General features: G+C 40.0%; 13 protein-coding genes and 1 riboswitch. Of the genes, 6 read left to right on the forward strand and 7 right to left on the reverse strand.

Features of this window, described 5'->3' with window-relative positions; genetic code table 11:
- Positions 1-151: 151 nt before the first annotated feature.
- The 3 genes from B3317_RS13680 to B3317_RS13690 form a co-directional block, all read right to left on the reverse strand.
- Entirely contained in the window at positions 152-1168 is a 1017-nt protein-coding gene (locus B3317_RS13680; RefSeq protein ID WP_291112543.1) for a threonine aldolase family protein, read from the reverse strand.
- 153 nt (positions 1169-1321) lie between these two features.
- Positions 1322-2275, reverse strand: a complete 954-nt coding sequence (locus B3317_RS13685; RefSeq protein ID WP_291112545.1) for a TIGR01777 family oxidoreductase — start codon at positions 2273-2275, stop codon at positions 1322-1324.
- 117 nt (positions 2276-2392) lie between these two features.
- Positions 2393-2962, reverse strand: coding sequence for a hypothetical protein (locus tag B3317_RS13690; RefSeq protein WP_291112546.1), 570 nt, complete (start codon positions 2960-2962; stop codon positions 2393-2395).
- A gap of 521 nt (positions 2963-3483) precedes the next feature.
- Here B3317_RS13690 and B3317_RS13695 point away from each other — a divergent pair.
- The 3 genes from B3317_RS13695 to B3317_RS13705 all read left to right on the forward strand — a co-directional run bounded on the left by B3317_RS13695 (position 3484) and on the right by B3317_RS13705 (position 6922).
- Complete coding sequence (locus B3317_RS13695; protein ID WP_291112548.1) at positions 3484-4524, forward strand: FISUMP domain-containing protein; 1041 nt, start codon at positions 3484-3486, stop codon at positions 4522-4524.
- 396 nt (positions 4525-4920) lie between these two features.
- Positions 4921-5586 carry a DUF2461 domain-containing protein gene (locus tag B3317_RS13700; protein WP_291112550.1) on the forward strand — a complete coding sequence of 222 codons (666 nt, stop codon included), beginning with the start codon at positions 4921-4923 and terminating at the stop codon, positions 5584-5586.
- A gap of 73 nt (positions 5587-5659) precedes the next feature.
- Entirely contained in the window at positions 5660-6922 is a 1263-nt protein-coding gene (locus tag B3317_RS13705; protein ID WP_291112552.1) for a hemolysin family protein, read from the forward strand.
- Positions 6923-7088: 166 nt separating this feature from the next.
- Here the strand turns inward: B3317_RS13705 and B3317_RS13710 are convergent, their stop codons facing one another.
- Both B3317_RS13710 and B3317_RS13715 read right to left on the reverse strand, forming a co-directional pair.
- A complete protein-coding gene (locus B3317_RS13710) occupies positions 7089-7415 on the reverse strand; it encodes a DMT family transporter (protein ID WP_291112554.1) in 327 nt (108 codons plus the stop codon).
- 74 nt (positions 7416-7489) lie between these two features.
- A complete protein-coding gene (locus B3317_RS13715) occupies positions 7490-8095 on the reverse strand; it encodes a TetR/AcrR family transcriptional regulator (protein ID WP_291112556.1) in 606 nt (201 codons plus the stop codon).
- Positions 8096-8957: 862 nt separating this feature from the next.
- Between B3317_RS13715 and B3317_RS13720 the strand changes: the two genes are divergently transcribed.
- Positions 8958-11054: a S9 family peptidase gene (locus B3317_RS13720; protein ID WP_291112558.1), complete on the forward strand. Its 2097-nt coding sequence runs from the start codon at positions 8958-8960 to the stop codon at positions 11052-11054.
- Positions 11055-11474: 420 nt separating this feature from the next.
- Positions 11475-12374, forward strand: a complete 900-nt coding sequence (locus tag B3317_RS13725) for an AraC family transcriptional regulator (RefSeq protein ID WP_291112560.1) — start codon at positions 11475-11477, stop codon at positions 12372-12374.
- Between the two features lie 200 nt (positions 12375-12574).
- On the opposite strand, the gene B3317_RS13730 is transcribed toward B3317_RS13725, so the two are convergent.
- Positions 12575-14029 (reverse strand): hypothetical protein, encoded by a 1455-nt coding sequence (locus tag B3317_RS13730; RefSeq protein ID WP_291112562.1) that lies wholly within the window; start codon positions 14027-14029, stop codon positions 12575-12577.
- A 372-nt stretch (positions 14030-14401) separates the two neighbouring features.
- Between B3317_RS13730 and B3317_RS13735 the strand changes: the two genes are divergently transcribed.
- On the forward strand, positions 14402-15115 hold the full coding sequence (locus B3317_RS13735; RefSeq protein WP_291112564.1) for a S24 family peptidase: 714 nt from the start codon (positions 14402-14404) through the stop codon (positions 15113-15115).
- A 434-nt stretch (positions 15116-15549) separates the two neighbouring features.
- Here B3317_RS13735 and B3317_RS13740 read toward each other — a convergent pair whose 3' ends face one another.
- The gene (locus B3317_RS13740) at positions 15550-16017 is read right to left on the reverse strand and encodes a MaoC family dehydratase (protein WP_291112566.1); all 468 of its coding nucleotides are present in this window, start codon (positions 16015-16017) and stop codon (positions 15550-15552) included.
- Positions 16018-16530: 513 nt separating this feature from the next.
- Positions 16531-16848: riboswitch (cobalamin riboswitch) on the forward strand.
- Positions 16849-16958 lie beyond the last annotated feature (110 nt).

The raw sequence follows: 16958 nt of genomic DNA on the forward strand, positions 1-16958 counted from the left end.
ACACTGTTAAATCAAAGTATACAGCGAACATTTTACCCTTATAATGGTTTTATGTTTGTGTAGTTTTGTAAAGTTTGTGTTAAGGTTGGGAAAGTCAGCGATGTGATGTTGCGGACTTTTTCGTTTTATATAAGTCAGGATAATCCACCTTTCATTTTAGCTGTTCAACAAATTCATCTACTATACCCTCCGGAGTAGCCCATGAGGTAATAAATCTTACAGCCGTTTGCTTTTCGTCCACAATACTCCATACCAGGCATCCGTAATTATCCTGCATATGCTTTAATAATTCGTTTGGTAATATTGGAAATATCTGGTTCGTATCCGAATCAATAAGTAAGGAAAATCCTTTCGCTTTGAATGCAGCGGCCATTTTTGCCGCCATACGGTTGGCATGGCCGGCCAGATTAAAGATCAAATTATCCCGCAATAGCTGATCGAATTGTATTCCCATTGCCCGACCTTTTGCGGTAAGTGCCCCCCGCTGCTTCAGATGAAATTTGAAATCTTTCTTCAATTCAGGATTTGTTATTACAACCGCCTCACCGAGCAATGCGCCGCATTTAGTGCCTCCGATATAAAATACATCGGTCAGTGCTGCTATATCGGCCAAAGTCATATCATTAGAGGGAGCGGTCAAAGCCATTGGCAATCTGGCTCCATCCATAAATAAGATAAGATCGTTAGCCTTACAGAACATATATAAATCAGTTAGTTCCTGTTTTGTATATACTGTCCCCAGCTCTGTGGAATTTGATATATATACGACCCTCGTACGCACCACATGATGTCCTCTTATCTTATTCAGAAACGGTTTTATATCTTCGGGACGTAATTTCCCGTTACTTGTGGGAGCAGCTTCAACCTTGTGTCCCGTAGCTTCTATAGCTCCGGCTTCATTGACGTAAATATGCCCTGTGGTGGCGGCTACTACCGATTCGAAAGGGCGAAGAATAGAACCCAATACTGTAAGGTTAGCTAAAGTGCCTCCCGAAATCATATGCACATCTGCATCGCTATTGGTCAATTTCCTGATTATCCTTTCAGCATTACGGCTATATTCATCATCACCATATCCGGGTTGCTGAGAATAATTACTTTTTGTCAAGGCCTCTAATATAGAAGGATGGCATCCTTCCGCATAATCGTTTGCAAAACTGTATATCATCTTTATTTGTAGTTATTAAGGTCGCAGACCTATTTGTTGATCTATTAAATCATTAGATACTCACTTTTACTTAACTGACTACAAATGTAATATCTTAACAGGAAAAAACAGAATGTAATGCTTGAAATAAATCGCACATTCAATAAATGGCAATTAACCATTTATGCCCTTTGGGGAACCGGACCCGACAAGTTGTTTTTTATACTTTCGCCCTTTTAATAATGCGCTCAATGCCTCATCCAGATGTTCAAAAGTAAAGCGATAATGCAAATCGGTAAGATGCTGAGGTATTGCCCGCTGCCCGTCAACCACCATCGTGGCCGCCTCGCCCATAACAAGTTTCATTATGAATGCAGGCATACGAAATATACGCGGCCGGTAGAGAGTGGCTGACAATATATTTGAGAAACGCTTGTTTGTCACCGGATTGGGAGCTGTAAGATTGAATATACCCCGGGCTTCAGGCATATCCATCAGGTAAATAATGGCATTTACCATATCCTGTATATGTATCCACGATATATACTGGGTACCTTTACCGAGTGTACATCCCAGACCCAGACGAAAAGGCAGAGTCAGAATGGATAACATCCCCCCCTCCTTTGAAAGAACGACTCCCGTACGTGATATGCAAACCCTCGTCCTGTTGCTTTGAGCAGCCAACGCCAGTTCTTCCCATTTTTTGCACAATCGATGGGTAAATTCATCGTTAAATCCTGACTTCTCAGTCAGTATACTGTTATCCTGCGCGCCATAATACCCGATAGCAGAACCTGAAATAAATACTTTAGGAGGTATATCACTGGCTTTTATCAACTCTGTCAACCGGCGGGTTATACTCCAGCGGCTATTACATAAACGCTCTTTCTGCTTTTTAGTCCAGCGTTTCCCGATAATAGGCTCTCCCGCCAGATTTATGACAGCATCATATCCGTCGAGAGACTTCATAGCCTGTATTGAAGTACAAAACTTCGCCTGTTTATCAAGTTTTTTCTCAGCTTTAAGAGGATTACGGCTCAGAACCATAACATCATGCCCTTGCCTGATGAGTGTCTTAATCAAAGCCGTACCAATCAGCCCTGTGCCCCCGGTAATAAAAATATGCATAGCTGTCTTTTTTGAGCAATAAGTTACTTATCTACTATAAAACAGCAATATACATCTTAATGTTTAGCGGAACCCGTTAATGTTTTTCTTTTTTATTCCGTCTCTGATTATGCATTTCTACTTCCCATAGGCAAAATCTTTCAGTTCGTTCAGCTCATAGGCAATCTGGTCTTCCCATTCTTTTTGTTTAACCGGATCACTTGCCGAATTGGTTTCCTGTGTGTATTTACTCCTGCGATCGAGAAATTCCGACATCACTTTCCAGTTCAGTTCATCGGCAACCTTAGTCCCCGAAATCAGTAGTTTACGATTTTCTTTTAATGCTTTTCTCAGTTCGCGGGCATATATTTCGCTCAAGTTGAAAAGTGTTTGCTGGTAAAGCAAATATTGCTGCACGTTGCCGGTAGTATCAATTTGAGAAGTCGATTTAATCATATAGTTGCGAACATTCTTATTGAAATTCTTACTTACGAAGTTGAAACGGCTTACATCATAGTCGATAGCGAAATCTGCCGAAGTTGCCCCACTTTCGAGGTTTCTGGTTTTGATGCCGAAATCGTCGACAATCAGTTTTTGCCTATCACTCCAATATATGCGGTCATCATCCTTATTCTGGGAGTATGCAACAGTGAAAACGAAGAGAGATAAAGTCAGAATAAATAGTCTTTTTGGTTCTAATAGTTCCATGGCGGCATCATTTTATCGTTTAACAGATAAATGTATGGAAAATGCTTTCATTACAAAGGGAAAAAGGCGGTGATTATCAGACTGTATAACAAAATAAAACTTATTTTTACATACATTTAATATGTCATTAAGTTAAGAAAAAAACTGTCCGTTCCCCGTATCTTGTCATTCTGAGAGGAATGAAGCACCTCTTTCTATTTAAGAGATGTAACTTTTGGTCGGGTAAAAAGAAAATTTTGCCATCTGCTCAGACCTTAATTCAAAAAATTCAAAATTTCTACAAAATTGCCATATATTTTTGTGAAATAAAAGTATATTTTTTCATGTGCTCAATGATGCCGAAAATAATTTCACAACCTTTTCCTCTATTTTCCCCTCTGAAAATTTGGGCATCAGCCTTATTCTGCCAGAGAGAAAAAGAGGAACTAATACTTCCAATATTTACACAAACTCCGGTTGTACGGCTTATACTTCGGCCGTACAACTTTTTATTCACAGGTAATAAATTTAAACAATAAATTATGAAACAAGAAAGGCTTGAAATTACGATTTTTATGCTGCTGCTCTCCGCCTTAATCAGCCTGCACGGACAGGTGACCATCGGCGCAGGCAAGGAGCCCCTCGATGGCGCTATTCTCGACCTCAAGCAGAAAGACGCCGCTGACGGCGGTGTAACCTCCACATTAGGCATAATGCTTCCCCGTGTCAAGCTGATTAACCTGCAACCCACCGCTGCCACAGGGGCAAACAGCCTGCCCGTCTCTATAGGCGCAGCAGCCTCGGAAATCTGGGATTTATCAGCCCATACGGGGTTGACAGTATATAATGTGAATATGGATGTATGTCCCCGTCCTATGATACAGAAGGGAGCATATACATGGACGGGAACTGAATGGAAATATCTGGGACAAGAAGGCACGAACCTTTTATCTCCTGACGTCCATGAATTCACCGATCCGCGTGACGGGGAAAAATACCTCTACCGCACTTTTGGCGCTGCCGGGGAGTGGATGCTTGAGAACCTCCGCTATATACCAAATGTAGCGGACGGTTATCCGGATTATATCGAAGGGCTTAACACAATTCCGGAGGCCAAATATTACCAATTTGTGACGTTTAGCGATCCATACGACCTGTCCACAGCCCAGACCATATGGGAGAGCAAATACAAACGTTACGGTATCTGGTATAACTTCCCTGCCGTTATCAATGCAGGGGATGGTTCAGGAATAACTGTCACGTATCCGACTGTCAATGAGACCGGAAGTTCAACCCAGCCGGTACGCCGGGGTGTGTGCCCGCCGGACTGGCATGTGCCAAGCGATTATGAGTGGAGACAGTTGACCGAAGAGATAAAGACCAATACCCTTGAATACGCGTACGAAGCCGGTAATGTGGATGACCGGATTGGCGCTGCCATGAGAAGTCCGGGCGAACCATTTACAGGTGGTACCCAGAATCAGGGAACTTCGATTTGTCCTGAAGGGGGGCTTCAGCGTTTTGATAACTGGTATCAGTTCACATCCCTTACTAATCCAAGACGCCGCTTTCGTCACGTCTAGCCGGGGGCAGCCGGGGGACCAGGCGTGCGCGCTGTATATCTGGGGTAACGGAACAAACGTCTCGCACACTACTTGCAATAACATGGCTCGGTTGTCAGTTAGATGTAAGAAAGATACCCCTTAGACAATCCGGCATAAATAAACGGCTGTAAAAATAGCCCGGCAAGGCGGATGTCACTACTACCCTATAAGGTGTCGGGAGCCTACCTTCATTTATCGGATTTTAACACCAGACAGTTAACAAATACAAAAAACAAACCGATAATTATAGCGGCCAATTTTCGCGTGTTTACCCTAAAAAAGATTCAATACCGGGAGTCGGCTATGTAAAAAATAAGTATCTTGCATCCTATAAAAAACCGTATACATATATTCTCAAACGAAACAATATAGATCATGCTGAAAAAGGATACTCTCGATTTTCTCGCCGCACTAAAGGAAAACAACTATCGCGAATGGTTTACTGAAAATAAGAAATGGTATGACCGTGCACGTGCTGACTTCGAAAAACTGGTCGGGCAGACAATACAGGTAATAGCCACATTCGACCCCGAAATAGGATTACCGGAACCGAAGAAATGTATCTTCCGTATTTACCGGGATGTGCGTTTTTCCGCAGATAAATCACCATATAAAACACACTTCGGCGCAGTATTCCGCCCGCGTGCATTGGATAAATCATCAGGCTATTACCTGCATATCGACCCGGAAGAAAGCTTTATTTCGTGCGGACATTATATGCTGATGCCCGACCAATTGAAAAAAGTAAGGCGGGGTATATACGACGATTTCGAACTGTTTCAGGAAATACTCAACGAAAAGCGCTTCAAAAAGGAGATCGGAGATCTTTACCGGGACGAAGACGCCTTGCAACGTGTACCCAATGGATTCGATAAGAACCATCCTGCGGCCGAATACCTGAAACTGAAACATTTCTATGCGTATAAGCCGATCCCGACGGAGAAGCTATTCAGTGACGACCTGATACCATACATCAAAGACATGTATAAACTGATGCAACCTTTAAGCGAGTTTCTGAACGATTTGATAACGGAGGATTAACAAATATTCCTTTTTCTTAATTTGGAAAAAATAGCGATAGCCAATATCTTTACGGTATCAATAAAGAATATATATGGAAATCGCAATCATTATTGCACTGATACTATTGAATGGTATCTTCTCAATGTCGGAAATAGCAGTTGTATCTGCCCGTAAGTCAAGCCTCAGTAACGAAGCCAAACGAGGCAACAAGGCTGCTCAGGCCGCTCTAAATCTGGCGAATCATCCCGACCGTTTTTTGTCGACTGTGCAGGTCGGAATTACATTAATAGGGATTCTGACCGGTCTTTATTCGGGAGATGTACTAGCTGATGATTTTGCCAAAGTACTGGGCAGCACAGGTATTCCGCATCAGTATGTACTGACCATCGCAAAGGTTAGTATTGTCATTGTAGTTACCTATTTTACGATTGTCTTCGGTGAACTGGTTCCCAAAAGGATCGGCTTAAGTGCCGCCGAAAAGATAGCCAAGTTTATAGCTCGTCCGATGCACTATCTTTCCATTATTGTATCTCCTTTCGTATGGGTCCTTTCCAAAAGTACCTCCGTGATATTTAACCTGTCGGGAATTAAAAACACTGACACAAAGGTGACGGAAGAAGAGATAAAGTCGATGATCCAGGAAGGAACCGAAGGAGGGGAGGTGCAGGAAGTGGAACAAGATATAGTAGAGCGCGTCTTCACGCTTGGTGACAGGGATCTGGAATCTATTATGACCTACCGGGGTGAAATAGTATGGATAGACACCGATATGACCAATCAGGAAATAATTGAGATTATACATAATAATCCGTTCGATAAATATCCTGTAGGGCATAAAGATTTGGATCATGTAGAAGGTGTCGTTCACCTGAAAGATATGTTCGGAAAAATAGAAGACCCTGATTTTGATATCATGCAGGTAGTTCGTCCCGTCCATTATTTCCACGAAAATATGGAAGTTTACAGTGCTTTGGAAGAGATGAAGATGAAGCATGTACAGTACGCCCTTGTTTGTGACGAATTCGGTATTGTACGCGGTATCGTCACCCTCAAAGATATTCTGGAAGCATTGGTAGGAACAATACTCGATCCGCACGAAGAACCCGACATAGTGCAACGACAGGACGGAAGCTGCCTTGTGGACGGACAATGTTCATTCTATGATTTCCTTACTTATTTCAAGAAAGGCGATCTGTATTCCAAATATGAATACAACACACTTAGCGGCTTGATACTCGACCTGCTGGAACATATACCGAAAACAGGCGAACTATTGACCTGGAAAGGATTCTCTTTCGAAATAGTAGATATGGACGGCGCACGTATCGACAAAGTACTGGTGAAGAGGCCATAGCAACTGTCTAAAATTAACAGGTAAGCATCAGGCGGTTCTCACTCCCGCAAAGATGCGAAGACGCAAAATAAATAGTCGAAAGCAGGATAATCGGAACGCTGCGTGCTTATGGTCTTTCCTGCGCTTTAACCTCTTTGCGGGATACTATCAGTACATACCTGTAGTATTAATGAGATACTGCTTTTAATCCAACTACCGACGCTATCAATGTGACGATAAAAAATATCCGCATCAGATTGGCTGGCTCTTTAAACACAATTATTCCCAGAAGCACAGTCCCGGCTGCACCTATACCTGTAAATATGGCATAAGCCGTACCCATCGGTATTGTTTGAGTCGCCTTTACCAATAATCCCATTCCCAATACCAAGCAGACTCCGAATGCGGCATACCAATATGTGGATTGCGGCGCAGGCACGACTTTTGCTTTTGATATGCAAAATGTAAAACCTACTTCGAAAGCACTTGCCAGTAATAAATAAACCCAACTCATATTAAATCTATATTAAAGCGTTCCTTAATACATTGAACAAATGTTCAATGTAATTATAAAAAAATATACAATCCTTATTTTAATAATGTAATATAGTGTCTCAGAGTGTTTTCCAGATTCCGGATAACACTTTGCCCGTCTGATGAAAAAATACCCTGAAACCAGATACCATCCGTAAGCGTAAACAACTGGTTCGCTGAAACATCTACATCTATATCTATCCGTATTTCATTCCTTTCGATACTATTTTTCAGAGCATACTCCCACCCAGTACGCTCTTTCTCGGTTGTTGTCCTGTAATTATTTCTGAAAATGGCATCCCGTTGCATCACCTGATAAAATAAAAAGTAATAATTAAGCATCGAAACATCTTTGATACTACCGGTTTCCTCCACGATGCCGGATATTACCTTGCTGATATTACAAAAGCGATCGCACATAAAACCAATAAATTCAGTCACTGTGTAATCCTTAGCCTTACGGATATCGAAATCAAATATCTGAATGAAAAACTTCTCCGTCACCTGTATAAATAACTCCTCCTTATTCTTGAAATAATGATAAAGAAGCCCTCTCGACAAACCGGTAGCAACCTGAATATCGGTAATGGAAGTAGCATCGAAACCCTTTAATAACAAGAGTCCAAATGTTTTTTTCAATATAAGCTCTTCTGTATTCATACTATTTCATTGAACAATTGTTCAACAAAAATATAATATTTAAAATGATTGACCAAACTTTAACTATAATATCTATCATAAGAGGAAAACTTTATCTATATAATTATAGCCTTTAGCTGTTAGTTTATAGTTCTTTGAATTGAAAATCGGCGGAGCCAAAGATTGATATGAGGATTTAAAGATTCAAGGTTTAACAATTTAAAGATCGGGAAAAAGTAAAAAGCAGGAAAAGTTGTCAAGTTTGTCAGGTTTTTACATAGTGTTCTTTGTGTAACTCTTTGTGCCCCTTGTGATAAAGAGATTCAACCACTAAGTACACGAAGGAATCACAAAGGACACAAAGGTTGAAAAGACTGTTACATGTGTTACCTTTTTTTGAAAGTTACGAGTTTGCCTCGCCTTCGCTTCGGCAAATGTTATTTCTGTGCCCTGCGGCCCTGCCGGCACGGACTTCCAGTCGTGTCTTGTTGCCAGGGCAAAAATGTTTGCTACGCAACACACAGACGGGACGTCTGCGCGAGCGGGTGATGTATTGGAATAAGTAGTAAGTTTTAAGTTATATGAGATACGAGTAAACAAGATACAAGATACGAGTTGTTAGCTGTTAACTGATAACTGTTGACTGATATATCTGTTACCTTTTAACTATACATAGTTAATGAATAAAAACAGACAAGATAAAAAATAATGGAAAATGTGTCAGAAGTGTAAGGTTTTAACATTATACAGTTAATTGATGCAAAAAGACGACAGGTAATTATAGTTGCCAATTTTCGTGAGTTTGCCCCATGTCTGTAGTCTTATATGTTGTGTGTATTGTAAAAAACAAATATCTTTGAACATATAAAATTAATTAAACTATATGAATAAATCAATTATGGCATTATTACTCGGCGCATCAGTAGTTTCGTGTGGCGGTAAGTTTTCCGCAAAAATAGAAAACACGGAAAAAGATGCACCCCTGATCGGCAAAGCGACCGTAAAAGTAGAAAACGGCATCATGACCCCCGAAGTACTTTACAGTTTTGGGCGCGTTTCGGATGTACAGGTTTCTCCTGATAAATCAAAAGTACTTTACGGAGTTACTTATGTAAGTATCGAGCAAAACAAGACTAACCGGGAGTTATTTACGATGAATATCGATGGCTCGGACAAAAAGCAGATTACCCAAACTGCCAAAAGTGAGAATAATGCTATATGGATAAAAGGAGGCTCCAAAATAGCGTTTCTTAGTAGCGAAAGCGGCTCTTCGCAGATATGGGAAATGGATTCCGATGGCAGTGGACGGGTGCAGATAAGCGATATAGAAGGCGGTGTCAACGGTTTTTCTTATTCGCCTGATGAAAAGAAAATTCTATACATTAAAAACATAAAGTTTGGAGAACGTACTGCCGATAAATATCCCGATCTGCCCGAGGCATCGGGACGTATTATAGATGACCTGATGTATAAACACTGGTCGGAATGGGTAGAAGAAATCCCTCACAGCTTTGTTGCCGATTATGATGGTACAAAAATGACGGAGGGCACAGATATATTAGGTGATGAACCTTACGAATGCCCTATGCTTCCATTCGGAGGAACAGAGCAGTTGGCTTGGAGCCCCGATAGCAAATCGATAGCATATACATGCCGTAAGAAAAAAGGATTGGAATACGCCTTGTCTACCAACTCCGACATCTATCTTTATAATATAGATACCAAAGAAACAAAGAATCTTACCGAAGGTATGATGGGATATGATATCAATCCTGTTTTCTCTCCCGACGGCAAATACATTGCATGGCAAAGCATGGAGCGTGACGGATACGAATCCGACAAGAACCGGATGTTTGTTATGAATCTGGCTACCAACGAGAAGATCTATGTAACCGAAAAATTTGATTATAATACAGATTATCTGGCTTGGAACGATAACGAGAGTATCTATTTTGTATCATGCGTAGAGGCTAAAACTCACCTGTTTAAAGCTTTTGTACATACTAAAGAAATAAACCGGATAACAAAAGGTGACTACGATTATGAATCTTTCGGTATAGCCGGAGACAAACTGATCGCAATACGCCATTCACTGTCGGCGCCAAATGAAATATATTCGGTAAATACATCCAATGGAGAAGCTACCGAATTGAGCTTTGAGAATAAAGAAATACTAAGCCAGCTAAAAATGGGCAAAGTAGAAGAACGTTGGATAGCCACCACCGATGGAAAGAAAATGCTGACATGGATTGTTTATCCGCCAAACTTTGACCCGAATAAGAAATATCCGGCCCTTCTATATTGTCAGGGCGGACCTCAAAGTACAGTGAGCCAATTTTGGTCCTATCGCTGGAATCTACAGATGATGGCTGCAAACGGATATATTATCGTAGCCCCTAACCGCAGAGGCCTTCCGGGTTTTGGACAGGAATGGCTGGAGCAGATCAGTAAAGATTATGGCGGACAGAATATGAAAGATTATCTTTCGGCTATAGATGCTATGGCTAAAGAGCCTTTTGTGAACGCAGACAAACTTGGTTGTACAGGCGCAAGCTATGGTGGCTTCTCCGTATATTGGCTGGCGGGCAACCACAATAAACGGTTCAAAGCATTCCTCGCCCATGCCGGTATCTTCAATGTGGAAGCACAATATCTCGAGACAGAAGAGATGTGGTTCGCCAATTGGGATCTGGGAGGTTCTTTCTGGGACAGGAGCAATTCTATCGCACAACGTTCGTATGCTAACTCTCCGCACAAATTTGTGGAGAAATGGGATACTCCGATAATGATTACGCACGGGGAACTGGATTACCGCATACTGGCATCCCAGGGCATGATGGCATTTAATGCTGCTAAGTTGAGAGGCATTCCTGCCCGCATGCTTATATATCCTAATGAAAACCACTGGATAGCACAGCCTCAAAACGGTATATTATTCCAAAGAGAGTTCTTCCGTTGGTTCGACACTTATCTGAAATAGAATATTAAGATTCATTATATAAAAAAGCTTATCAGACAGGTGGTCTGATAAGCTTTTGCTTTTATAGAAATACAGACTTGAACTACGATATAAAGGATATAGATATAAGAATTCTTTTCATTCGTTTTCCATATTAAATAAAATCTATATTATTTTCATAATATATCCTATTATTTATATATCATTCTTCTTGTTTTACTAAATTTGCAGTCGAGACTTACACTAAGAATAGAGATGGAAAATGGATATAATTATAGTACGATTGGCCGATTCCGAGTCAATAAGGATATCTTTTGTAGAGATTTTAGACAAAAAGGATACCATACTTCCTAAATGTTATACCATATTTCCACTAGATGAAAATTGTAAAGAATGATGTTATATATTTGCACCCGATATTAGAGGAGAGACAAGACTGAGATGGAAGACAAGACGAAAATGTACGGAGAAAAAAGATCTCTGTCAAAGGACAAGAAAAACTCTGTATATTCTTTTGGATATGACTTTAATATTTGTATGGGAGAGAGCGCTCTTCCCGTTACATATACCCAGACATATCTTCCCATAGGAATCTTAGGACTTTGTACAGAAGGATCCGCTATAATAGATGTATATATGCACGAACACCGTTTGTCGAAAGGTGAGTTAATGGTGATTCTCCCCGGACAAATAGTTTCGTTGAAAAGTAAGAGCCCTGATTTTTCGATCAATTATTTTACGGTATCGCATCTGTTAATAAACGATGTTCTTAGTGGAGTCGCACGCCTTTCTCCTTTATTCTTTATACATATGAGAAGGAAGTATCACTATAAGCTATCCAAAGATGAAGTATACCGGTTTTCTGAATACTACAATCTTATATATAGCTGGGTGAAACCGGCCGACAATCTATTCCAGAGGGAATATATAGTCAATCTGCTGAGGCTTTTCTATCTTGATCTTTATAATAATTACAGGAACAATCTACTATCTAAAAATGCCATTAGGGATATTGATAGCCGGAAAGAAAAGATCACATACGATTTCTTTCTTCTGATAATGCAATATTTCAGAGAAAACAGAGAGATTGCTTTCTATGCAGAGAAACTTCATATAACGCCCAAATATCTGACTTCGGTAGTAAAAGATGTTAGTGGCAGGCCGGCAAAGGATTGGATCGTAGAATATAGCATTATGGAGATAAAATCGCTGTTAAAGAATCCGGCATTGAATATACAGGAGATAACCGTAAAGACCAACTTTTCGAATCAGACTTCTTTAAGTAGATTTTTTAAGAAACATACAGGTCTGTCTCCTACACAATACAGGATGGATAAATAAGAATAAACAATATAATATATATGTAGTTTTGTAAAGTTTGTGTTAAGGTTGGGTCCTGTGAGTCGAGAGATTCGCAGGACTCATTATTTTTCAGCTAAAAATTGTTTCTGAAAACAGAAAGGCACATGCTCACGCATATGCCATCCCAACCTTAAGACAAATTAAAAAAACTACACAGAGTAGATAATATTTATACTGAATTATTCTTTTATGCAACGTACCGAACTTCCTTTAGCCCTATTATCTGTTGCGTCGACCTGAATGTAATAGGGTTTAAAAAACAGTCTATATACGGTACTGTAAAAAGCCGTTGCCGACCAGTTATACCCTTCCAGCCCCACCATTGTCAGATTCCCGGTAGCCGGGTCACGGTATCCGGCCGCCGGATAATATCCCGCTACAGGCCATTCCTCTCCCTTACCTTTATCGAAAGCAGGGCCACTGCCCCCTAAACCATTCCAGGGAGAATTGCTTCCCGTCCCGCTGCGTGGTACACGCCAGCCTTTCGGGCAAGGGTCATAAGTACCCTTAGTATTATCTGTATCATTCCACAAATAGTTATTAGTTGTACCCGAGTTACTATACCAATCCTGATTACCCTCAGTACTATAATAAAATGTATATGGATTAATAATAGAAGCCGGCATATTAAGGCTATTACTCACTTTGCTCTTTCCTATAGCAACATTACCTCCGGAAAAAGTATAAAGTGCGATTTCTAAATTATCATCTACAGCTGAAGAACCGGGGAACGGGTCTTTTCTTCCCCATTGATAAAGCAAGCCTAATGAACCGATATTGCCCGGCGTCGTATTTATCGCACCTAAGTTGCGGTCCATGAATATTATATCATTATACACTTTCTCTCCGGCCAATACTTCAGGGTCATAATTCGTTACCCATATATGCCAGCTCCAGCGTATTACATCATTTATTCTCACAGCTACGACCGCATTCCCCTGCAGATTATTGCTATTGGTTGTAACCCTCAGCATTGAGGCTGCGCCTTTATCCCCTGATGCAAGAGTAACTTCCTTTATCAAGTCTTTTTTATCTTCCCATAATAACTCAACGCTAACGGTTCCCTGCAACCCGACTTCATTCAGATTCAACAACTGATTCCAGACAGCATAGGCCTTCATAACAGGAATATCAATTGTTTTATTAAAGCCAACAATAAAAGAATTAGAAAGCTTTAAGCCGGCAGGATCTGTCATACTGGATGGAGCAGTCTCTACAGGAACACTACCCGGGTTATCCCTGGTAGGTATACTATCCGAAGCCGCTTTCAACATTCCCCATTTCTCCCCGTCCCATAAATATAGCCCGGGAATGAAAGGACTTGTTTTAGTCATATTATAAACCAGCAGACCTATATTTTTCGATTTCTCACTATCATACCCTGTCTCTGTCGGATTAACAAACGGCTCTAAGGTTTTCAAATTTACCAATGCCACTCGAGGCAAAATAAAGCCTCCTGTTTTACATGTTACATTATCGGCATCCGGTTCCTGTTCTTTTAGCTGCAATAGTCCTGCTTTGGCGGGCGCCTCTCCCAATCCTATTGTAACCTGCGATTGCAGATCAATTGTGTGAAGTGCTAATGTAACAAACCCCAATAAAGTGAATCTGAGTGTTCTTGAGCAAGTTTTCATATATGAATAAAATTATTTTCGTTTGCATCATTATGTATGTAGCTCCTCTCCATATAGAAATATTCCTAGCCATGGGATAACCCATTAAAATACAAGTTATTATTTTGCATAGTAACTAAGAAGCGTATTTGTATATTTTGTGATTTCCTATTAAAATTTCCGCAAATTTAAAGAAATATTTCTCAATTAAAAGCAAATAATATGAAATAATTCTACATTAACCATTTTTTGCTTTATCTTTATTTCACAAGCAAAAAAAATTAACTTTTTTGGTATTTCAAGAATTAAAGTTATTTTTGTTAGAAATCTTACAAACTATATTGCAATTATACCTCAATAGGTATAGCCATAATTCATTATCGATTACACTCAATGAGCAAAAACCTAACTCAAAAGGACAGAATTATACAGTTTATAGACAAACGGGGGATTAGTAAAAATAAGTTCTACAACCAGACTGGAGTCTCTAACGGTACTCTCGACAAGAAAAGCGGCATAACCGGCGACACAATAGCTAAAATATATGCTGCATACCCTGAAATAAATCTGGAATGGCTTATTTCGGGTGAAGGTGAAATGATAAAATCGTCGATATTCTGGTTATACGACAACCTACAATCGGTACGGGAACAGTATGCCGCTGTAATGAATATAGACCCGGCGACTGTCTCTGACAAAAATCTGCTCAAGGCAGAATCTCCTCTGGAGTTTATACCCATATTCTCCTATAAAGGATCGCATAAATGCCATGGATATCTATCCATACCCAATTTAAGTTCATGTGATGGCGCCGGATTTGTGAAAACAGACAGCATGTACCCATTGATTAAACCGGGAGATATCGTATGTTATAGAACAGCAAATCACACCAACGACATATATTGGGGTGAAATGTATATCGTATATCTTACCATCGATGGAGAAGAATTTCTCACCATTAAGAATCTGGATAAATCCGATGTGGCTGATGACTATATACGGCTTTCCGGATACAATCAGAAATATCATCCAAAAGATGTACCCATAGATAGTATACAATGGAAAGCGATAGTGAAGGCCTGTATCAACTACAATACTATAATATAAAGCAATCAATCAAACATTTATCCGCGTAATTATCGGGGAGGCTTCACTTGCCGCGCGTCAGCCTGCGCCCTTAGTTTCATGGACGGGATACGCGTCCGGGGCAGGGCTATTAAGTTCTCTACTTTGTTCTGTTATTTTCTGCTGTCATTGGCTCCGCTTCGCTCTGCCGAACGTTGTTTCTGAGTGGAACGAAGGATCTCTTTCGATTAAGGAGATGTTTGCCTCGCCTTCGCTTCGGCGATTTTGGCTCCGCCGATTTTCAATTCAATTCACTCCGTTCAACATGACACAGAGGGTAAAAAAAATCAGAACTTAACAGCCCTGCCATCCGGAGAAAATGCCTAAAAAACGAAAACTCATACTCTATCACATAAGAAGGGATACCCTATATCGTTTAAAGTATCCCTCCCTTATATTATCTGTAAGATTTCTTGCTAACTATTGAAGTGGTATAGAAATATTACATTTTCTTCCAATGCATTCTTCGGACAGTCTTTTATTTCCAGAACAACTTTCAATTCGGCTTTGGCTATTCCTCTCAGGTTAACAAGCGATGCCAGAGTAACCCGCAGACGTACTTCACTGTCGACAACTACTGCCTGATTAAATTTCAGCTTTTCGATACCGTAATTTATCAGCATCTTTATATTGTTCACCTCTATTATCTGGTCCCAAAGATAAGGCAGGATAGATACCATGAGATAACCATGCGCAATTGTACTTTTGAAAGGACTCTCCACCTTCGCTCTTTCCTCATCCACATGAATCCATTGATAATCAAGCGTAGCTTCTGCAAATTTGTTGATACGGTCCTGAGATATCTTCAGCCAGTCAGAAGTTCCCAGTTCTTTTCCTACATACTGCTCAAAATCGGCATAGGAATTAATTATAAGTTTAGCCATAATAGTTAATTAACAAATACGGCATAAAAATATCTATATTAAACGATATTACCAAATAAACGCAATAAGGATTATAAAATTAACTATATTTTAATCGATTGGCTCGCTGCCTTTATTATAATCGGTTTCAGGCAACATTATTAAATATAAAACCTGACAAACCTGACAACTTTTCCTCATTCTCTCCACTTTTAAATAGAGGATAGGATTGATAATTTTAATAGGCTTTAGCCAAATCCTTTCCGGCTAAAGTCTGTCTCAAGGAACCTTTTATTCACATCTTAAAAGACGTGGTAATTCATAGGTCTTTACAATCCAGTCCCGCGAGGAAGTTAGAGAGGTTAAAACTTGACAAACCTGACACTATTTTCTTCTTTTTTTATATGTCCACTTTTCCTCCCTATTTTTTCTACTTCAATACATCAAAGAGCTATAAGCTATCAGTTAAGGGCTAAATACATAGATAAAGTTATTTCATATACATTATATAAATCTTTATAAAGTTATTTCCATATCTTTGCACTAAGTTTTGGTGTTACAGATCCGCGTTGCCGGACGAGTAATTAAAAGGGAATCAGGTGCAAATCCTGAACAGACCCGCTGCTGTAAGCTCTTTTCAGTGAGCAGTTAACAGTCATCAGTTAACAGTAATGCAATCTGAAAACAGTTTTTGGACAATACTCAAACCACTGATTGACAGTTATCAGTCATCAGCTATCAGTTAACAGTTTTTTGACTGTTTACTGTTAACTGCCCACTGTTAACTGAATGTCGGGAAGGCCGTTCAAAAATGGAGCAAGTCAGAAAACCTGCCGGAACATTATTAGTTGAAAGCTCGAGGTTTAGGCTTAAATACTATTTACAGACAACACACATACCTGTTCGTCTATTTTAGTCCTACACTAAAGGCATCTGATTCTAACTCTTATAAAATGAATCTT

Source organism: Dysgonomonas sp. UBA7710 (assembly GCF_002482385.1).
Classification (GTDB): domain Bacteria; phylum Bacteroidota; class Bacteroidia; order Bacteroidales; family Dysgonomonadaceae; genus Dysgonomonas.

Excerpts from the sequence above, each read along its gene's own strand:
- B3317_RS13690 (WP_291112546.1), bottom strand. The coding sequence starts at position 2,962 with ATGGAACTATTAGAACCAAAAAGACTATTTATTCTGACTTTATCTCTC.
- B3317_RS13720 (WP_291112558.1), top strand. The coding sequence starts at position 8,958 with ATGAATAAATCAATTATGGCATTATTACTCGGCGCATCAGTAGTTTCG.
- B3317_RS13705 (WP_291112552.1), top strand. The coding sequence starts at position 5,660 with ATGGAAATCGCAATCATTATTGCACTGATACTATTGAATGGTATCTTC.
- B3317_RS13695 (WP_291112548.1), top strand. The coding sequence starts at position 3,484 with ATGAAACAAGAAAGGCTTGAAATTACGATTTTTATGCTGCTGCTCTCC.
- B3317_RS13700 (WP_291112550.1), top strand. The coding sequence starts at position 4,921 with ATGCTGAAAAAGGATACTCTCGATTTTCTCGCCGCACTAAAGGAAAAC.
- B3317_RS13725 (WP_291112560.1), top strand. The coding sequence starts at position 11,475 with ATGGAAGACAAGACGAAAATGTACGGAGAAAAAAGATCTCTGTCAAAG.
- B3317_RS13685 (WP_291112545.1), bottom strand. The coding sequence starts at position 2,275 with ATGCATATTTTTATTACCGGGGGCACAGGGCTGATTGGTACGGCTTTG.
- B3317_RS13735 (WP_291112564.1), top strand. The coding sequence starts at position 14,402 with ATGAGCAAAAACCTAACTCAAAAGGACAGAATTATACAGTTTATAGAC.
- B3317_RS13710 (WP_291112554.1), bottom strand. The coding sequence starts at position 7,415 with ATGAGTTGGGTTTATTTATTACTGGCAAGTGCTTTCGAAGTAGGTTTT.
- B3317_RS13740 (WP_291112566.1), bottom strand. The coding sequence starts at position 16,017 with ATGGCTAAACTTATAATTAATTCCTATGCCGATTTTGAGCAGTATGTA.
- B3317_RS13715 (WP_291112556.1), bottom strand. The coding sequence starts at position 8,095 with ATGAATACAGAAGAGCTTATATTGAAAAAAACATTTGGACTCTTGTTA.
- B3317_RS13680 (WP_291112543.1), bottom strand. The coding sequence starts at position 1,168 with ATGATATACAGTTTTGCAAACGATTATGCGGAAGGATGCCATCCTTCT.
- B3317_RS13730 (WP_291112562.1), bottom strand. The coding sequence starts at position 14,029 with ATGAAAACTTGCTCAAGAACACTCAGATTCACTTTATTGGGGTTTGTT.